The organism is Micromonospora humida (assembly GCF_016901255.1).
Classification (GTDB): domain Bacteria; phylum Actinomycetota; class Actinomycetes; order Mycobacteriales; family Micromonosporaceae; genus Micromonospora; species Micromonospora wenchangensis.
The window spans coordinates 492,932-511,153 of record NZ_JAFEUC010000003.1; the positions used below are offsets into that span (position 1 = coordinate 492,932).

An 18,222-nucleotide genomic window follows, 5' to 3' on the forward strand; every position below is an offset into this window, starting at 1 on the left:
GACAACCGGCCCGCTGCGCACCGGGCTACGCGACGACGCTCACCCCGGGGGTGACACCGCCTCGTCGAGCACTGTTCCGGCCCGACCCGACACCTCGCCGAGGACCTCGCGCACACCGCGCCGACCGTCGAGCCGCGCCCCGGCGAAGCTGACCGGGCCGTGGAACGACGCCCGCCCGTCGCCGCTGGCGAGCCGGAAGGCTGCACCGGTGAAGACGCTCCCCGCGAACCTGGTGTCGCCGTGGAACTGGACGCCGGTGAAATCGGCGTGGCCGACGTGGCAACCGCCGAGGTCGAGATCGACCAGGGTGGCCCCGCAGAGCATGAGGTCCATCCCCGCCCAGTGCGGCGGCCCGCCCGGGGCGGGCGTCGACGGACGCAGCCGCGCCGCGAGCAGCCGCTGGGCGGTGCGCCGTAGCTCCAGCTCGGCGGCCTGCCCGTCGGTGCGGGCGGCGGCCAGATCGAACGACAGGGGCATCCGCAGGTAGCCGCAGATCGTGTCCACCACCCGTTGTCGCAGCTCCGGGCGGGCATCGCCGAGGTCGGCGAGGACCGCCAGCCCGGCCCGGCGCACGTCCGGGTCGGCGTCGGCGAGCTGGCCCGCGTACGGCCGGACGGAGTCGTCGGGCACCAGCTGCGCCCCGTCCAGCCCGGCCGATGCCGGCGTCCAGCCCAGCGGCCAGCACACCGGGCCGTCGTCGGCAGTGTCGACCCAGGTCGCGCCGGCGAGGTCCACGGTGGGCTGGTCGAGGTGGACCGGACCGGCGAACCGGGCCGACCGGAACGACGCGGCGGCGGCGAACCGCGCCTTGAAGAACCAGGCCGGACCGGCGAACCGGGCCTGCCGGAACGACACCGGCCCGACGAACCGGGTGCCGTCGCCGCCCTCGCTCCACTCCTGGTAGTCACCCATCAGCACGGCGACCGGCCAGTGCGGGTCGTCCTCGTTCGGCTCGTCCCAGGGGGCGGGCGAGGTCTCCTCGATGTTCTCCCAGGCCGGGTCGTCCTCCCACAGCTCGTCCTCACCCCGACCGAACCAGGCGAACGCGGCGAACCGGGCCTCGGTGAAGTCGGCGTCGGCGCGGAACCGGGCCCGACCGAATGCGGCATGGTCGAGGAACCGGGCCCGGGTGAACCGGACCGGGCCGCGCCAGACGGCGCGGGCGAAGTCGGCGACACCGGTGAACCGGACGTCGGCGAACGAGGTGGCCCCGAGGAACCGGGCGTCGGCGAACCGGGCCGCACCCAGCACCGCGCCTGCGAGGTCGAGATCCACCAGGGTGGCCGCCCGCAGGTCGAGGTCGACGGCGGGCGGCGGTTCCGGGTCGACGGCCGGGTCCGCCGACCCGGCCGGGGTCTGCGCCGCCGGGCGCAGCAGCGTGGCCAGCACCCGGCCCGCCTCCCGCCGGGCGTCGGCGTCCCACCCGTCGGCCCCCACCGGTGCCCGCAGCCCGTCGGCGAGCGCCGCGACCGCCCCGGGGCGCAGCCCGGGACTCCCGGCCACCAGCTCACCGAGGTCACGCAGGGCGGCGATGCGGCCCGTGCCCGTCTCCTGCGCCACCGCGCGGACGGCTCCCTGAAACGCCACCGGGTCCGACTCCCCGACCGTCACCCCGACCTCCCACCCGAGCCCGCCGGGGACGCCCCGGCGTCGCGCAGGATAGCCGGGCCGACCGACGCCCGCCCCGGGCGGGCGGCGCGGGCGTGTGCGGTCAGCCGCCCCGGGCGAACAGCGCCAGGCGTACCCGGTTCGGGCTGTCCGTCTTGGTCATCAGGCTGGTGATGTGGGTCTTGACCGTGGTCACGCCGATGTGCAGCCGGTCGGCGATCTCGGTGTTCGACAGCCCCTCGGCCACCAGGGTGAGCACGTCCTGTTCGCGGGCGGTCAGCCCGGCCACCGGCCGGGGCGGCTCGGCGCGGGCGTGCACCGCCCGCCGGACCAGCCGTTGCAGCACCTCCTCGCTGAACGGGCTACCCCCGGCGGCGGCCCGGCGCACCCCGTCGACCAGGTCGCCGGGCGGGGCGTCCTTGAGCAGGAACCCGCAGGCCCCGGCGGTGAGCGCGGGATAGAGGTGGTCGTCGTCGCCGAACGTGGTCAGCACCAGCACCCGCGTCGCCGGCCGGTCGGCGAGGATGCGGCCGGTCGCGGTGATCCCGTCGACGCCGGGCATCCGCAGGTCCATCACCACCACGTCGGGGACGAGCCGGGCGGCCAGGGTGACCGCGTCGCGGCCGTTGTCGGCCTCGCCGACCACCTCGATGTCCGGCTGCGCGTCACAGAGCATGCGCAGGCCCGCGCGGATGAGGTGCTGGTCGTCGACCAGCAGCACCCGGATCACGACCGCCGCGCCGGGTACGGGCCGCCCGAACCGGGCGGCGGGGTGGTCGTCCCGCGCGGGGGTGGGCCGGCGGCCGGGGACGGGCCGGCGTCGGTCGACGCCACGGCGGGCAGCACCGTGCGGACCCGCCACCCGGTGCCGGCGGGGCCGGCGTCCAGCCGCCCGCCGAGCACCTCGACCCGTTCCCGCATGCCGGTGAGGCCGTGTCCCCCACCGGGCGGCACCGCCGTCGGTGCCCAGCCCCGCCCGTCGTCGGCCACCTCCCAGTGCACGGCGTCGTCGACAACCGACACGGTCAGCCGCGCCCGCGCGGACGTTCCGGCGTGCTTCACCACGTTGGTCAGTGCCTCCTGGGTCAACCGCAGCACCGCCAGCCCGCGTACCGCGTCGAGGGTGCCCACCGCCGGGGCGACGTCCGCCCCCACCGTCACCCCGGCCTGCCGGGCCCGGTCGACCGCCGCCCCGAGCGCGGCCGGCAGCGCCGACGGCTCGATCGCGGTCAACGTCGCGTCGCCGTGTGCCACCTCGGGATCCCGCAGCACCGCGACCAGCCCACGCAGGTCCGCCAGCGCCGCCGTCCCGGTGGCGTGCACGTCGTCGAAGACGGCACCCACCCGGGGGTCGAGGTCGGTGAGGACGTGCCGGGCCACGCCGACGCGCAGCACCATCGAGGCCACGTGGTGGGCCACCACGTCGTGCAACTCCCGGGCGATGGCGCTGCGTTCGTCGGCGCGTGCCGCCCGCTGCTCCGACTCGCGGTGCAGGTGCTCGGCCCGGTCCCGTTCGTCGGCCTGCCGGCCGAGTTCCCGGTTGGTCCGCACCACGGTGCCGATCAGCAGCGGCAGGCCGACGTCCACCAGCAGCCCGAACACCGTGCCGGCGACCCCCCGGCCGGTGTGCCCGGACGGGTCGAACGCGGCGACCACGGTCAACCCCACGGCCGCCCACCAGCCGGTACGGGGACGTCGGGACCGCATGGTCAGCTCCAGCAGAGCCCAGCTCGCCCCGACCTGGTTGATCGTGGTGTCGTCGAGGACGACGATCGCCGCGGCCAGGAGCGCCGTCTGCGCCGTCAGGTTGAGCAGCGGCCGGCGGTGGGCCAGCAGCGCGACGGCGAAGGCGGCCACCGCGAGCGCCCACTGCCGGCCCGTCGGCGGCTGACCGGTCTTGCTGCCGAACAGGAGGTAGCACAGGCCGCTGAGGTCGAGCAGGACCATCCGTACCAGCGTGTCCCGCGTGTCGAACAGCCGTCCCAGCCAGGCCACGCCGGTCAGCCTACGGAACGGGGGCCGGCGCGGGGCCCGCCGGGTGGGTGGTGGTCACGCGGCCAGCGCCAGTTCCGGGCGACGCCGGGACGCCACCACCGCCGCCACGGCGAGCGCGGTCGCGGCCAGCAGGGCGGCCAGCGCGGCCAGCGTGGTCAGGTCCGGCCGCAGCAGCGGCTGCCCGCGCAGCGCCTGCCAGGTCAACAGCAGCGTGAGTACGCCGTACCCGGTGCCCGCGACGGCCAGCAGCCGGACCCGGTCCCGCTCGTCGAGCCAGCCGCCCAGGTAGCGGCGCAGCAGGAAGGCCAGGATCGGCAGCGCCTGCAGGGCGTGCAGCCCGACGAAGTGCCCGATCCGCAGGTCGCCCCCGGTGGTGCTCCAGCCGAGGATCGGCAGCCCCGGCCCGCCGTCGGGCACCCCGACGCTGTGCGCCCCGCTGATCCCGGCGTCGGCCGGTGCCTGGCCGGGCTGGGTCATCGGCACCGCCACCAGCATGCCCAACGCGGACACGCCGAGCCCGAATCCCATCGCCCACCGGGTGGCCCGGTCCCCGGCCCGCCGTACCAGCAGGGTGACGGCGACGACGACGTGCGCGACGAACAGCACCATGACGGCCGCGCCCATCACCTGCCAGAGCGCGGCGTTGAACGGGCTGGTCTCGTTGTAGTGGCTGGTCGTGCCGCGCAGCACCTGTCCGACGATCACCACCATCTCGATCAGGGCGGTGGCCACCACCACGCCGGCCGCCCACTCCCCGACCCGGCTGCGGCGGGGCAGCTGGGCCAGCATCCAGGCGAGGGTGGCCGCGTAGAGCGCGAAGGACACCGAGAACTTGAACGGCTTGAGCCAGATCGGCGCGCCGGTGAGCACCCGTGGATCGGCGAGCATGCCGACGGCGGTGACCACGGCGAGCACCGCCATCGCGGCGGTGAGCAGAACCAGGGGGCGGTGCCGTCGGGCCGCCCGGGACATCACGTCAGTCATGCCTGTAGACGTTCGTCGGCGGGCGGCCCGACCGCGTCCGACCAGGGGGCCCGGTCGCGGCCTCCGGTCGGAGGCCGCCTCCTCCCCAGGGTGGAGGCGGACCGCCGCCTGATTGACGGCATCGAGAACGGTCAGTACCGTGCAAAGAAAGCGCTTACCTATTGGAACTGACTGGTCAGCGCGTCGGGAACGACCCCGGTCTTCCCGCCGGCAACACCTCGCGTCCGACGATCCGGGCTGATCCGGCGCGAGCGATCCCTCCCGTGACGGGCCTGTAGGGCGGGCCCGCCCGCCCCGCCCCCGCCGGGCACCGGTGTCGCCGATCCTGCGCGCGGGCTCCCTCACCACATCCACAGGAGAGAACCATGATCCTTCGCCAGCGCCGTACGGCGTGGTGGATCTCCGCGGTCACCGCGACTGCGCTCACCACCGCCGGCGCGGTGGTCACCGCGAACGCGGCCCAGGCCGCCGCCGGCTGCCGGGTCGACTACACGGTGGCCAGCCAGTGGTCCGGCGGCTTCACCGCGAGCGTCACCCTCACCAACCTCGGTGACCCGATCAGCTCCTGGGCGGCCACCTGGTCGTTCACCGCCGGGCAGCGCGTCGACCAGGGCTGGAACGCCACGTTCAGCCAGAGCGGCGACACCGTCAGCGCGGCGAACGCCGACTACAACGGCACCGTCGGCACCAACGGCACGGTCACGTTCGGCTTCAACGGCACCTGGACCGGCAGCAACCCGACCCCGACGGGTTTCGCGGTCAACGGGGTGGCCTGCGGCGGCACCACCCCCACCACCGCGCCCCCGACGACGCCACCCACCACGCCGCCCCCGACCACCGCACCCCCGACCACCCCGCCGCCCACCACGCCCCCGCCGACCACCCCGCCACCCACGACCCCGCCGCCGAGCGGCAGCACCCTGTACGTGGCGACCAACGGCAGCGCCGGCGCGGCCGGCACCCAGGCGAACCCGACCACCCTCGCCGCCGCCATCACCCGCATCCCCGCCGGCGGGACGATCTACGTGCGGGCCGGGACCTACCAGCTCGCGCAGACCGTCACCATCGAGCCGGGCAACAACGGCACCGCCAGCGCCCGCAAGAAGCTGTTCGCCTACCCCGGCGAGAAGCCGGTGCTGAACTTCTCGGCGATGAGCGAGGACCCGGCCAACCGGGGGCTGGCGCTGAACGGGTCGTACTGGCACGTCCAGGGCCTGATCGTGGAGCGGGCCGGCGACAACGGGATCTTCGTCGGCGGCAGCAACAACATCATCGAGCGGACGGTGACCCGGTTCAACCGGGACAGCGGCCTCCAGCTCTCCCGGATCGCCTCCAGTACGCCCCGCGACCAGTGGCCGGCCAACAACCTGGTGCTCAGCGCCGAGTCGCACGACAACGCCGACTCCGACGGTGAGGACGCCGACGGCTTCGCCGCGAAACTCACCGTCGGCACCGGCAACATCTTCCGGTACGCGGTGTCGCACAACAACATCGACGACGGGTGGGACCTCTACACCAAGACCGACACCGGCCCGATCGGCCCGGTGACCATCGAGGACTCCCTGGCCTACAACAACGGGACGCTCAGCAACGGCACGCAGAACGGCAACGGTGACCGCAACGGCTACAAGCTCGGCGGCGAGGACATCGGCGTCAACCACATCGTGCGGCGCAACATCGCCTTCCGCAACGGCAAGCACGGCTTCACCTACAACCGCAACCTCGGCACGATGACCGTCTCGAACAACCTCGGCATCGACAACACCGAGCGCAACTTCTCGTTCGACGGCGGCAGCTCGGTGTTCCGGAGCAACACCTCGTGCCGCAGCGGCAGCGGTTCGAACGACAAGATCGTCGGCAACAGCGACAGCTCCAACCAGTTCTGGACCGGCAGCAACGGCTCGCGTTGTGCGTCGTACACCGGGGCCATCGGATGGTCCTTCGCCAGCGACGGGCGGCTCGTGGTGACCCTCGGCGGCCGGCAGGTCACCCTGTAACCGCCTTTCTCGGGGTGGTGGCCCGGCCGGTCGGACCGGCCGGGCCACCCCTGAAGGCAACTCATGTTCAGCGCGGGGTGAGGCCGACCAGCGTGGCCAGTCGCGCGACGCCGGCCACCGTCGGTCGCCCCCGGGCCAGTTCGGCGATCACCGTACGGGCCACCGGTCGACACCGCACCTCGGCCGGCGCGATGCCGTCCGCCTCGATCAGCACCCGACCGGCCCCGAACAGGTCGCCGACCTGGAGGTACGCCCGCGCGGCATCGACCAGGCCGGCAGCGCGGTACTCGGCCGGCAGGAGCCGCCAGCCATCCCGACGGACCACCTGCTCGTGCCGGTGGACCGCCTCGCCGGCGTCGCCCACCTCGATCGCCGCCACCATCCGGGCCAGCTCGACGGCGACCGGCCCGAAACCACAGTGGTGCGGGTCGTCGCCGGCCCCGACCCGGGCGGCGATACCGGCGGCCAGGTCGATCAACTCGTCGGCCCGGCGGAGGTCACCGTGCTCGGCAGCGGCCAGAGCGGCCTGGAGCAGCAACGTCCCGCAGAGCGCCTGCCGTGCCGCCGGAGCGTCGCGTACCGGCCTCGGGGCGACCCGGCGCGCGGCCGTCACCGTCACCGCGAGCGCCAACCGCCCACGGCCCAGCGCACGCAGCGCCTGCCCGACCGCCACCGCCGCCGTCCCGGCCAGCGCCGGGTCGTCGCCGGCCACGGCCACCGCCCGGTCGGCGGCCAACCACCCGAGGTCGGCCTCACCGAGCTTCACCAGCACCGCCGAGGTGATCCGGTACGTCTGCACCAGCAGTTCCGCCGCTCCCCCGGGTGCTGTCGCGTGCCGGCTGCTGGTGGCGTCGAGCAACCCCGGCAGCGCCCGCACCACCTGCGCGTAGTGCCCGTGCTGGTAGGTCAGCCAGGCGTGTGCGACGTGCCGTTCCAGGACCGCCGACGGCACCACGGCCGCCGTGTGGTCGTAGCGGGCGAGGGCGGCGCGCAGCCCGTCCACCCCGTCCAGCTCGGCGATCTGGCCCGACGACGGCAGCCGGGTGCCGAGCAGCAGCGCCGGATCGACCCCCAGCACCTCGGCGATCTCCTGGATCACCGAGTACCGGTCCAGCGTGCGGACCCCACGTTCGACCTTGTCCACCCAACTCTTCGACTTGCCGAGCCGGTCGGCGAAGACCTGCTGGCTCATCCGACGGCGCACCCGCCAGCGCGCCACCCGCCGCCCGACCGGAAGGTCGTCACCGCCCACGCCGCCACCGCCGATCCGGCACGGCACGGGTCGTGTCCGCCACGGGTATCCGCTCCGCCTCGGCCTGCGCGAGCAGTCGACGGCGGGCCGCCTCCCGCTCGGCCTCATCGAGCTGTTCGCCGCGATCCGCCCGGCTGACGCCTTCCCCACCCGAATCCACCGGACGCTGGTACCACTTCCACCAGGGCATGCCACTCCCTCGCGCAGGTTTACGGAGACTCACCCAGGGTAAGCCAACCTGTCTTACCTGTACAGCCCGTCCTATACGGGTTGCCCGTACTTGACGCTCATGGTCGGGCTGGCTATCCATAAGGTCCGCGCATGGTTGACGAGATGTCTCCGGTGGCGTTCTACGTTCAGCTCGCAGACCTCCTCACCAAGGAGATCGACGCGGGCAGACTCAAGCCCCGCCAGCCGCTTCCCAGCGAAAGTCACCTTCAACAGGAGTACGGCGTCAGCAGGGGCACCGTACGGGCCGCCATCAGGCTGTTGCGCGACCGAGGACTGGTGGTGACCTTCACCGGTCGTGGCACCTACGTCGTCGATCGCTCGTGAACGGCTACGTCCCGACCTTCCGGGTGGTCATCAACGACATCCGGAAGTCGATCGCCTCGGGGCAACTGAAGGAGGGCGACAAGCTCCCCTCACTGCCTGAACTCGCCCAGCAGTACGACTGCTCCATCGGCACGGTGCGGCGGGCGATCGAGCATCTCCAGATCACCGGGGAGCTTCAGGGGCGACAAGGCAAGGGCACATACGTGACCGGGAAGCTGTTCGAAGGGTCCTGAGCGGACCGCCTACGCTGCGGGGGCTCGTCGCCGGCACGAGGTCGGGCCTGGGGAGCACATGTGTGCACTCAGGCTTATGACACACAGGCATAAATATGCCTGACAGGAATACCCCTCCCACCCGTATTGCGATCCGCCGCGCCTGTGACCCAGCGTGACGACCGGTCGCGGGACAGGCAGCCGACACCAGGCCGAACACCACGCGCGCCCGACACGGGACCGGGCCGCGAAACGCCGCCGCGGTCAGAGCGCCACGATCGCCGCCGTCTCCGCCGGCAGCTCCACCCGGTCACGCATCACCGTGACACCCTCCCCGGTGGTGAGCAGCACCCGACGGGCCACCCCGGGCAGGGTGACCCGCTGCGGCCGGCCGGCGAGGTTCGCCACCACCAGGCACTCGCCCCGGCGGACCACCAGGAACTGGTCGCCGTGGCGTACCTCCATCCGGTGCAGGCGGGGGTCGGACAGGTCGGCCCGGCTCTTGCGCAGCGCGATCAGCCGCCGGTAGAACTCGTACATCTCGCGGTGTTCGGGTTTGTCCAGCTCGGCCCAGTCGAGCCGGGAGCGTAGGAAGGTCTGCGGGTCCTGCGGGTCGGGCACCTCGCCGGGCGGCCAGCCGTGCGCGGCGAACTCCCGCCGCCGGCCGGTGGCCACCGCCGCCGCCAGCTCCGGCTCCGGGTGACTGGTGAAGAACTGCCACGGGGTGCTGGCCGCCCACTCCTCCCCCATGAACAGCATCGGGGTGAACGGCGCGGTCAGCAGCAGCATCGCCCCGACCCGCAGCAGCGCGGGCGACAACCCGGCGGAGATCCGGTCGCCGGTGGCGCGGTTGCCGACCTGGTCGTGGTTCTGCAGGTATGCCACGAACCGGTGCCCGGGGACGGTGTGCCGGTCCACCGGGCGGCCGTGGGTGCGGTTACGGAAGCTGGACCAGGTGCCGGCGTGGAAGAACGCCCCGGTCAGCACGTCGGTCAGGCACTCCAGCGAGCCGAAGTCGCCGTAGTAGCCCTGCCGTTCCCCGGTGAGCAGGGTGTGCAGGGCGTGGTGGGCGTCGTCGTTCCACTGCGCGTGCAGGCCGTAACCGCCGGCCTCCCGGGCGGTGATCAGCCGGGGGTCGTTGAGGTCGGACTCGGCGATCAGCGACAGCGGCCGGCCCAGGTGGGTGGCGAGTGACTCCACCTCGACCGCCACCTGTTCCAGCACGTGGGTGGCCCGGGAGTCGGGCATCGCGTGCACGGCGTCGAGCCGCAGGCCGTCGACGTGGTAGTCGCGCAGCCACATCAGCACCGAGTCGATGATGTAGCGGCGTACCCCGTCGGAGTGCGGGCCGTCCAGGTTGACCGTGCGACCCCACGGGTTGCTCTGCTCGCTCAGATAGGGCGCGAAGCTCGGCGCGTAGGCCCCGGAGGGCCCGAAATGGTTGTAGACGACGTCGAGGATCACCCCCAGACCCTTGGCGTGGGCGGCGTCCACCAGCCGTTTCAGCCCGTCCGGCCCGCCGTAGGGTTCGTGCGGGGCGAACCAGCAGACCCCGTCGTAGCCCCAGTTGTGCTCGCCGTTGAACGCGTTGACCGGGAGCAGCTCGATCAGGTCGACGCCGAGGTCGACCAGGTGGTCGAGGCGGTCGATCGCCGCGTCGAAGGTGCCCTCCGGGGTGAACGTGCCGACGTGCAGCTCGTAGAGGATGCTGCCGGGCAGCTGCCGGCCCGTCCAGCCCTGGTCGGTCCAGGCGAAGGCGGCGTGGTCGTAGCGCCGGCTCGGCCCGTGCACCCCGGCGGGCTGCCACGCCGAGCGCGGGTCGGGCAGCGGGGTGTCCTCGTCGTCGAGCAGGAACGCGTAGTCGGTGCCGGGGCCGGCGTCGGGCACCTCGACCCGCCACCAGCCGTCCGGTCCGGCCCGCATGTCGTGGTCGGCGACGCCGGGCAGGCGCAGCCGGAGCCGGGCGACGTCGGGCGCCCAGACGGTGAACTCGGTCATGCGGCAGCCTCCACGGGGTCGGTGGGAGCCAGCAGGGCGGTGGGCGCGAGCAGAGCCACCGGATAGGTGTTCAGCAGATCATGAAGGAGCAGCTCAGACCCACTGTAGACCTGTCCGGTGAACACGTCGGTAACACTGTTGCCGGGCATCGACAGGCGGGTGTCGCGCCAGCCGCCGTCGCGGGCCAGCCCCACCGGAAGCCGGGTGGCCGCCGCGATCACACCACCCCGGTCGAAGGCGACCACGTGCGCGGCGGCCGGCCCGTGCGCGGCCACCGGCCGGTAGCCGGCGAACAGCTCCGGGTGGTCGCGGCGCAGCCGCAGCGTGCGGGAGACCACCAGCAGCTTGGCCGCGCCGTCGGCGGCCACCGCCGGCTGCCAGCCGGCGTCGAGCCGGGCCAGCAGCTCCCGGCGTACGGCGAAGTCGACCGGGCGGCGGTTGTCCGGGTCGACCAGGGAGTTCTCCCACAGCTCGGTGCCCTGGTAGGTGTCGGGCACCCCGGGCATGGCGAGCTGCACCAGCTTCTGCCCGAGCGCGTTGGACCAGCCGGCCGGGGTGATCCGGTCGACGAACCCGGTGATCTCGGCGTGCAGTTGCGGGTCGTCGTACATCCGGTCGACCAGGGCGTGCAGGTCGCGTTCGAAGGTCGGGTCGGGGTCGGCCCAGCTCGTCGACACCGACGCCTCCCGGGCCGCCTTCTCCACGTACGCGTGCAGCCGCTCCCGGTCGATCGGCCAGGCGCCCACGGCGGTCTGCCACACCAGGTGGGCGAACGCCGGATCGGACAGCGGCGCACGGGCCGTCCAGGCGCCGACCTGCTCCGCCCAACGTGCCGGCAGCTCGGCGAGCACGGCGAGCCGGGCCCGGACGTCCTCACCACGCTTGGTGTCGTGGGTCGACAGCGTGGTCATACTGGCCGGCCAACGGACCTGCCGGGCGGCGGCGAACCGGTGGAACTCCGCCGGCGGCACCCCGAAGTGGGCGGGCGAGCCGCCGACCTCGTTCAGCGCGACGAACCGGCTCCACCGGTAGTAGGCGGTGTCCTCCACCCCCTTGGCCATCACCGCGCCGGTGAGCTGCGGGAACCGGGCGGCCAGCTCGTGTTCGGGACGCCGCAGCAGCGCGGTCACCGCGTCGAGGGTGGCGGTGAGGTCGGGCCGGCGGCGGCCCGCCTCGGCGCGGGCGGCGGCCAGGTGCCGGGCACCGTGCGGCGGGTAACCCCGGTAGACCGGGAAGCAGGCGGCCAGCTCCGCCAGGGCCGCCCGGGTGGCGTCCCGGTCGAGCTCGGGGGCGAGGGCGGCGAGCCGGCCCAGCTCGGCGGCGAGCAGCCGGGTGGCGGCCGCCAGCTTGGTGGCGTGGGTGAGGTCCTGCCACGAGGTGTGCCGGCCGGTGAGCCGGGCGTCGAGGGCGGTGAAGTCGCCCTCGGCGCGCCCGTCGACGAACAGCCCGCAGACCGCGGCCAGCGCGTCGTAGCCGGTGGTGCCGTCGACCGGCCAGTCCGGCAGCTCCTCGCCGTACTCCAGGATCTTCTCCACCACCAGCCAGGCCTCCGGGGCGGCGGCGCGCAACCGGGCCAGGTAGCCGGCCGGGTCGCGCAGGCCGTCGGGGTGGTCGACCCGGATGCCGTCGACCTCACCGGCGGCCACCCAGCGCAGCACCTCGGCGTGGGTGGCGTCGAAGACCGCCGGGTCCTCCACCCGCAGCCCGGCCAGGTCGGACACGGCGAAGAACCGGCGGTACGTCAGCTCGGCGTCGCCGCGCCGCCAGGAGACCAGCTCGTAGTGCTGCCGGTCGTGCACCTCGCGGGGGCTGCCGTCGGCGGTGCCGTCGGCGACCGGGAACCGGTGCTCGTGGTAGCGCAGCTCCCCGTCGACCAGCTTGAGGTCGTCGACGGCGTCGGGGGTGTCGGCGAGCACCGGCAGCAGCAGCCGGCCCCGCTCCCAGTCGATGTCGAACCAGTCGGCGTACGCCGACGCCCGGCCCCGGCGCAGCACGTCCCACCAGGCCGGGTTCGCCGCCGGTTGGGCGACCCCGGCGTGGTTGGGCACGATGTCGACGACCAGGCCCAGCCCGGCCGCCCGCAACGCCCGGACCAGCCGCTGCCGGCCGGCCTCCCCGCCAAGTTCCGGGTTGGTGGCGCGGTGGTCGACGACGTCGTAGCCGTGCGCGGAGCCGGGGGCGGCGGTGAGCAGCGGCGCGGTGTAGAGGTGGGTGACGCCCAGGTCGGCGAGCCAGTCGGCCAGCGCGGCGGTGGTGTCGAGGTCGAACCCGGGTCGGACCTGGACGCGGTAGGTCGACCCGATCGTCGCCGTCGAGTCGGGTCGGGGCTGTGCGGGCATGTCAGACCGTCCTCTCCAGGACCACCAGGGAGCGGTCCGGCACGCAGACCGCGCCGCCCGCCTCGACCACCGTCGGTTTCTCCGGTTGCGGTTCCGCGGTGCTGATCACCAGCTCCCAACGTTGGCCGAACTCCTCGCCGGGCAGGGTGAAGTCCAGCGGCGCGTCGTGGGCGTTGAAGCAGAGCAGGAACGAGGAGTCCCGGTGCCGCTGGCCGTACTGGCCGCGCTCGGGGATGCCGTCGCCGTTGACGAACAGGGCCACCGAGCGGCCGAAGTCGTTGCCCCAGTCCTCGCCGGTCATCTCCCGGCCGTCGGGGGTGTACCAGGCCAGGTCCGGCAGCCCCGCCTCGGCGGTGCGGCCCCCCACCGGCAGGCCGGTGAAGAACCGGCGGCGGCGGAACACCTGGTGCCGGTTGCGGAAGTCGGTGAGCCGCCGGACGAAGTCGAGCAGCTCGTCGTCGGCGTGCTCCCAGTCCACCCAGGCCAGCTCGCTGTCCTGGCAGTAGGCGTTGTTGTTGCCGCGTTGGGTGCGGCCCAGCTCGTCGCCGTGGCCGAGCATCGGCACGCCCTGGGAGAGCATCAGGGTGGCCAGGAAGTTGCGTCGTTGCCGGGCCCGCAGCGCGGTGACGCCGGGGTCGTCGGTCTCCCCCTCGACGCCGCAGTTCCACGACCGGTTGTGGCCCTCGCCGTCGCGGTTCTCCTCCCCGTTGGCCTCGTTGTGCTTGTCGTTGTAGGACACCAGGTCGTTGAGGGTGAATCCGTCGTGGCAGGTGACGAAGTTGATGCTGTGGAAGGGGCGGCGGCCGTCGTCCTGGTAGAGGTCGGCCGAGCCGGAGATGCGGGAGGCGAACTCGGCCAGGGTGGCCGGCTCGCCGCGCCAGAAGTCACGGACCGTGTCGCGGTACTTGCCGTTCCACTCCGTCCACAGGGGCGGGAAGTTGCCGACCTGGTAGCCGCCGGGGCCGACGTCCCACGGCTCGGCGATCAGCTTGACCTGGCTGACCACCGGGTCCTGCTGCACCACCTCGAAGAACGTGGACAGCCGGTCGACCTCGTAGAACTCGCGGGCCAGGGTGGCGGCGAGGTCGAACCGGAAGCCGTCGACGTGCATCTCGGTCACCCAGTACCGCAGCGAATCCATGATCAGCTGCAGCGAGTGCGGGCTACGCACGTTGAGGCTGTTGCCGGTGCCGGTGTAGTCGACGAAGTACCGGCGGTCCTCTTCGGACAGCCGGTAGTAGCTGGGCGCGTCGACGCCCTTGAAGCTCAGCGTGGGCCCCAGGTGGTTGCCCTCGGCGGTGTGGTTGTAGACCACGTCGAGGATGACCTCGATCCCGGCGGCGTGCAGCGCCTTGACCATGCCCCGGAACTCCTGCACCTGCTGGCCGAGGCGACCGAGCGCCGAGTAGCCGTGGTGCGGGGCGAAGAAGCCGATGCTGTTGTAACCCCAGTAGTTGCGCAGGCCCAGGTCGGCCAGCCGGTGGTCGTGCACGAACTCGTGCACCGGCATCAGCTCGATGGCGGTCACCCCGAGCTGCCGGAAGTAGTCGATCATCACCGGGGAGGCGATCGCCGCGTAGGTGCCGCGCAGCTCCTCCGGGATGCCGGGGTGGCGCATGGTCAGCCCGCGCACGTGCGCCTCGTAGATCACCGAGTGGTGGTACGGGGTGCGCGGCGGCCGGTCGTTGCCCCAGTCGAAGTACGGGTTCACCACCACCGACTTGGGCATGAACGGGGCCGAGTCGGTCTGCGACATCCGGTCCGGGTCGCCGCCCAGCTCGTAGTCGTAGACCGCCGGGTTCCAGCTGACCTCCCCGTCGACCGCCTTGGCGTACGGGTCGAGCAACAGCTTGTGCGGGTTGCAGCGCAGTCCCTCGGCCGGGTTCCACGGCCCGTGCACCCGGAAGCCGTAGCGCTGACCGGGCTCGACGCCGGGGATGTAGGCGTGCCAGACGTAGGCGTCGACCTCGCGCAGCTCCACCCGCCGCTCGGTGCCGATGTCCCACTCGTCGAAGAGGCACAACTCGATCTTCTCGGCGACCTCCGAGAAGATCGCGAAGTTGGTGCCCATCCCGTCATAGGTGGCGCCCAGGGGGTAACGCTCACCCGGCCAGACCTGCATGTCGCTCCTTAGGCCCATGATCATGAGCACACCGGCCGGGTCGGGAGACCGCCGGTGCGCACGCCGCTAATGCCCCGCGGCCGGTCCGGCCAACCCACCCGTTCGGACGACGTCCGACATCCGCCCGTCCGAGGGGACACGCACCGTCGGGTGTCGTCCGTCACGATAGGCCCTTTCGAGATGCGCCGGGCCGCCCGATGCCCTTTGCTAGACGCGACGCGCCCACGCGGGAACGTCACCACTCGGCCCTCGGCCACCCCACCACCGCCCCCTCCCGCCGTCACCGCTGCCGGCGTGATCGCGTGCGCATGGACGGAGATTGATGTGACCACCCTGCGGGTCAGCGACCAGCTCGCGACCGCTGTGGACCGGACCTGCCGGCCCACCCCCACCTTCCGGCCCACGGTCCCCCAGCAGGGCGGCGGCTCCGGCGTGCCCCCGCGCACCCGGCGCATCCTGATGCTGTCCTGGGAGTATCCGCCGGTGCTGGTGGGCGGGCTCGGCCGGCACGTGCACGCCCTGTCGGTGGCGCTGGCCGCCGCCGGGCACGAGGTCACCGTGGTCACCCGGCACACCGACGGCGCGCCGCTGGAGGAGTACGCCGACGGCGTGCGGATCGTCCGGGCGGCCGAGGACCCGGTGACCTTCCCGCTGGCCACCGACTCGTTGCTGGCCTGGACGATGGCGTTCAACCACACCCTGACCCGGGCCGCTCTGCGGGCCACCGAGTCCGGCGCGTACGACGTGATCCACGCCCATGACTGGCTCGTCGCGCACACCGCCATGACGCTGCGCGCCCACCTGGACGTGCCGCTGGTCAGCACCATCCACGCCACCGAGGCCGGCCGGCACCAGGGCTGGCTGCCGGGCGAGATGAACCGCACCATCCACGGGGTGGAGCAGTGGTTGGCCGCCGAGTCCGGCCGGGTGATCGTCTGCTCCGGGTACATGCGCGACGAGGTCAACGCGCTGTTCGACGTGCCGATCGGCCGGGTCGACGTGGTGCCCAACGGGGTCGAGCCGCACCGGTGGAAGGTGCCGGCCTCGGCGGTCACCTCGGCCCGCGCCCGGTTCGCCGGGGACGGCCCGCTGGTCACCTTCGCCGGCCGGCTGGTCTATGAGAAGGGCGTCCAGCACCTGCTCGCCGGCCTGCCCCGGCTGCGCGAGCGGCACCCCGGCCTGCGCGCCGTGATCGTCGGCGACGGGCCGTACAAGGCCCAACTGGAGGCCGAGGTGCACCGGCTCGGGCTGGGCGACACGGTCGCCATGCCCGGCTTCCTCGGCGGCACCGACCTGCCGGCCGTGATGGCCGCCTCGGACTGCTTCGCGGTGCCCAGCATCTACGAGCCGTTCGGGATGGTCGCCCTGGAGGGAGCGGCGGCCGGCGCGCCGCTCGCGGTCGCCGAGACCGGCGGGCTGGCCGAGATCGTCGAGCCGGGGGTGACCGGGGTGACCTTCGCCCCGGAGGACCCGGCCGACCTCACCGAGGCCGTGCACGCGGTGCTGTCCGACCGGGAGCGTGCCCGGGTGCTCGCCCGTCGGGCCCGCGCCATGGTCCACGAGCAGTACGGCTGGTCGGCGATCGCCGCGCGCACCGCGACGGCGTACGCCACGGCGATCGCCGGGGACGCCGCGTTCACCGCGCAGCGCGCCGAGCAGCGGATGGCGACCGGCCGGGTCACCGCCCCGATCCCGGCGGGCAACCTGCTCGTCGCCGCCGGCCTGCGCTGACCGGCCCGGCGTGACACGCGAAGGCCGCCGACCCCCAGCGGGGTCGGCGGCCTTCGTCGTGACCGGGGTCAGCGCTGCGCGATCGCGGTGAACTCCCGCTCGGGCGCACCGGTGTAGATCTGCCGGGGGCGGCCGATCTTCGTCTCCGGGTCGCTGATCATCTCGCGCCACTGGGCGATCCAGCCGGGCAGCCGGCCGAGCGCGAACAGCACCGTGAACATCTTCGTGGGGAAGCCCATGGCCTTGTAGATCAGGCCGGTGTAGAAGTCCACGTTCGGGTAGAGCCGGCGGGACACGAAGAAGTCGTCGGCGAGCGCGATCTCCTCCAGCTGCATGGCCAGGTCCAGCAGCGGGTCCGGCTTGGCCATCCGGTTGAGCACGTCCTGGGCGGCCTTCTTGACGATGGCGGCCCGCGGGTCGTAGTTCTTGTAGACCCGGTGGCCGAAGCCCATCAGCTTCACGCCGTCCTGCTTGTCCTTGACCTTGCGGACGAAGGACGCGACGTCGCCGCCGTCGGCGTCGATCTTCTCCAGCATCTCCAGCACGGCCTGGTTCGCCCCGCCGTGCAGCGGGCCGAACAGGGCGTTCACCCCGGCCGAGACCGAGGCGAAGAGGTTGGCGTTGCTGGAGCCGACCAGCCGGACGGTGGAGGTCGAGCAGTTCTGCTCGTGGTCGGCGTGCAGGACGAACAGCATGTCCAGCACCCGGGCCACCACCGGGTCGACCTCGTACGGCTCGGCGGGCACGCCGAAGGTCATCCGTAGGAAGTTGTCCACGTAGCCCAGCGAGTTGTCCGGGTACAGCAGCGGCTGACCGATGGACTTCTTGTAGGCGTACGAGGCGATGGTGGGGACCTTCGCCATCAGCCGGACCGTCGACATCTCCACGTGCTCGGAGTCGAACGGGTCCAGGCTGTCCTGGTAGAAGGTGGAGATGGCGCTGACCGCCGAGGACAGCACGGCCATCGGGTGGGCGTCCCGGGGGAAGCCGTCGAAGAACCGGCGCATCTCCTCGTGCAGCAGGGAGTGCCGTCGGATCCGCTCGCTGAACTCGCCCAGCTGCTGCTGGGTCGGCAGCTCACCGTAGATGAGCAGGTACGAGACCTCCAGGAAGGAGGACTTCTCGGCCAGCTGGTCGATCGGGTAACCGCGGTACCTCAGGATGCCCGCGTCACCGTCGATGTAGGTGATCGCGGAAGAGCAGGAGGCGGTGTTCACGAAACCGGGGTCGTATGTTGTCATTCCGGTTTCCTTGAGCAACTTGCTGACCCCGATGCCCGCAGGGCCCTCGACCGCGCCCTGCACCGGCATCGAAAGCTGCCCACCGGGGTGGTCGAGCTTGACTTCCGTCATGTGGTTCCTCGCTTCGCCGGCGAATCTTCGTTGAATTGCCTTCGCTTTTACCGTAATCGCGGTCGCGGGGATACCGC

14 protein-coding genes are annotated in these 18,222 nt (G+C 72.8%); 4 read left to right on the forward strand and 10 right to left on the reverse strand.

Features of this window, described 5'->3' with window-relative positions; translation table 11 throughout:
- Positions 1–39: 39 nt before the first annotated feature.
- The 4 genes from JQX11_RS09225 to JQX11_RS09240 form a co-directional block, all read right to left on the reverse strand.
- A complete protein-coding gene (locus tag JQX11_RS09225) occupies positions 40–1,587 on the reverse strand; it encodes a pentapeptide repeat-containing protein (RefSeq protein ID WP_204924550.1) in 1,548 nt (515 codons plus the stop codon).
- Positions 1,588–1,711: 124 nt separating this feature from the next.
- Entirely contained in the window at positions 1,712–2,338 is a 627-nt protein-coding gene (locus JQX11_RS09230; RefSeq protein WP_204924551.1) for a response regulator transcription factor, read from the reverse strand.
- Positions 2,335–3,603 (reverse strand): sensor histidine kinase, encoded by a 1,269-nt coding sequence (locus JQX11_RS09235; RefSeq protein ID WP_204924552.1) that lies wholly within the window; start codon positions 3,601–3,603, stop codon positions 2,335–2,337. The genes JQX11_RS09230 and JQX11_RS09235 overlap by 4 nt, the downstream gene beginning before the upstream one ends.
- Positions 3,604–3,657: 54 nt before the next feature.
- Positions 3,658–4,587, reverse strand: coding sequence for a hypothetical protein (locus tag JQX11_RS09240; RefSeq protein ID WP_204924553.1), 930 nt, complete (start codon positions 4,585–4,587; stop codon positions 3,658–3,660).
- Between the two features lie 365 nt (positions 4,588–4,952).
- Between JQX11_RS09240 and JQX11_RS09245 the strand changes: the two genes are divergently transcribed.
- Positions 4,953–6,584: a cellulose-binding domain-containing protein gene (locus JQX11_RS09245; protein WP_204924554.1), complete on the forward strand. Its 1,632-nt coding sequence runs from the start codon at positions 4,953–4,955 to the stop codon at positions 6,582–6,584.
- Positions 6,585–6,651: 67 nt separating this feature from the next.
- On the opposite strand, the gene JQX11_RS09250 is transcribed toward JQX11_RS09245, so the two are convergent.
- Together JQX11_RS09250 and JQX11_RS32260 are read right to left on the reverse strand one after the other, a co-directional pair.
- The gene (locus JQX11_RS09250; protein ID WP_232377600.1) at positions 6,652–7,776 is read right to left on the reverse strand and encodes a helix-turn-helix domain-containing protein; all 1,125 of its coding nucleotides are present in this window, start codon (positions 7,774–7,776) and stop codon (positions 6,652–6,654) included.
- 49 nt (positions 7,777–7,825) lie between these two features.
- Positions 7,826–8,026: a hypothetical protein gene (locus JQX11_RS32260; protein WP_232377476.1), complete on the reverse strand. Its 201-nt coding sequence runs from the start codon at positions 8,024–8,026 to the stop codon at positions 7,826–7,828.
- A gap of 131 nt (positions 8,027–8,157) precedes the next feature.
- Here JQX11_RS32260 and JQX11_RS09255 point away from each other — a divergent pair, with 131 nt between their 5' ends.
- Both JQX11_RS09255 and JQX11_RS09260 read left to right on the forward strand, forming a co-directional pair.
- Positions 8,158–8,391: a GntR family transcriptional regulator gene (locus JQX11_RS09255; protein ID WP_204924555.1), complete on the forward strand. Its 234-nt coding sequence runs from the start codon at positions 8,158–8,160 to the stop codon at positions 8,389–8,391.
- Complete coding sequence (locus tag JQX11_RS09260) at positions 8,388–8,624, forward strand: GntR family transcriptional regulator (protein ID WP_204924556.1); 237 nt, start codon at positions 8,388–8,390, stop codon at positions 8,622–8,624. Before JQX11_RS09255 ends, JQX11_RS09260 begins: the two co-directional genes overlap by 4 nt.
- Positions 8,625–8,867: 243 nt before the next feature.
- Here JQX11_RS09260 and treZ read toward each other — a convergent pair whose 3' ends face one another.
- From treZ to glgX, 3 genes are read right to left on the reverse strand one after another with little or no spacing between them, the layout of a single operon-like run.
- Positions 8,868–10,601: a malto-oligosyltrehalose trehalohydrolase gene (gene treZ / locus JQX11_RS09265; protein WP_204924557.1), complete on the reverse strand. Its 1,734-nt coding sequence runs from the start codon at positions 10,599–10,601 to the stop codon at positions 8,868–8,870.
- The gene (gene treY, locus JQX11_RS09270; protein ID WP_204924558.1) at positions 10,598–12,940 is read right to left on the reverse strand and encodes a malto-oligosyltrehalose synthase; all 2,343 of its coding nucleotides are present in this window, start codon (positions 12,938–12,940) and stop codon (positions 10,598–10,600) included. The genes treZ and treY overlap by 4 nt, the downstream gene beginning before the upstream one ends.
- Position 12,941: 1 nt before the next feature.
- On the reverse strand, positions 12,942–15,062 hold the full coding sequence (gene glgX, locus JQX11_RS09275; protein WP_204924559.1) for a glycogen debranching protein GlgX: 2,121 nt from the start codon (positions 15,060–15,062) through the stop codon (positions 12,942–12,944).
- Positions 15,063–15,386: 324 nt separating this feature from the next.
- On the opposite strand from glgX, the gene JQX11_RS09280 reads away from it, so the two are divergent.
- Positions 15,387–16,793, forward strand: coding sequence for a glycosyltransferase family 4 protein (locus JQX11_RS09280; protein WP_204924560.1), 1,407 nt, complete (start codon positions 15,387–15,389; stop codon positions 16,791–16,793).
- A gap of 68 nt (positions 16,794–16,861) precedes the next feature.
- Here the strand turns inward: JQX11_RS09280 and JQX11_RS09285 are convergent, their stop codons facing one another.
- On the reverse strand, positions 16,862–18,145 hold the full coding sequence (locus JQX11_RS09285) for a citrate synthase (RefSeq protein WP_204924561.1): 1,284 nt from the start codon (positions 18,143–18,145) through the stop codon (positions 16,862–16,864).
- Between the last annotated feature and the right edge of the window lie 77 nt (positions 18,146–18,222).

Bases quoted from the DNA above. Each gene is read 5' to 3' on its own strand.
- JQX11_RS09255 (WP_204924555.1), top strand. From the start codon at position 8,158: ATGGTTGACGAGATGTCTCCGGTGGCGTTCTACGTTCAGCTCGCAGAC.
- treZ (WP_204924557.1), bottom strand. From the start codon at position 10,601: ATGACCGAGTTCACCGTCTGGGCGCCCGACGTCGCCCGGCTCCGGCTG.
- JQX11_RS09285 (WP_204924561.1), bottom strand. From the start codon at position 18,145: ATGACGGAAGTCAAGCTCGACCACCCCGGTGGGCAGCTTTCGATGCCG.
- JQX11_RS09250 (WP_232377600.1), bottom strand. From the start codon at position 7,776: ATGAGCCAGCAGGTCTTCGCCGACCGGCTCGGCAAGTCGAAGAGTTGG.
- JQX11_RS09245 (WP_204924554.1), top strand. From the start codon at position 4,953: ATGATCCTTCGCCAGCGCCGTACGGCGTGGTGGATCTCCGCGGTCACC.
- JQX11_RS32260 (WP_232377476.1), bottom strand. From the start codon at position 8,026: ATGCCCTGGTGGAAGTGGTACCAGCGTCCGGTGGATTCGGGTGGGGAA.
- treY (WP_204924558.1), bottom strand. From the start codon at position 12,940: ATGCCCGCACAGCCCCGACCCGACTCGACGGCGACGATCGGGTCGACC.
- JQX11_RS09240 (WP_204924553.1), bottom strand. From the start codon at position 4,587: ATGACTGACGTGATGTCCCGGGCGGCCCGACGGCACCGCCCCCTGGTT.
- glgX (WP_204924559.1), bottom strand. From the start codon at position 15,062: ATGCAGGTCTGGCCGGGTGAGCGTTACCCCCTGGGCGCCACCTATGAC.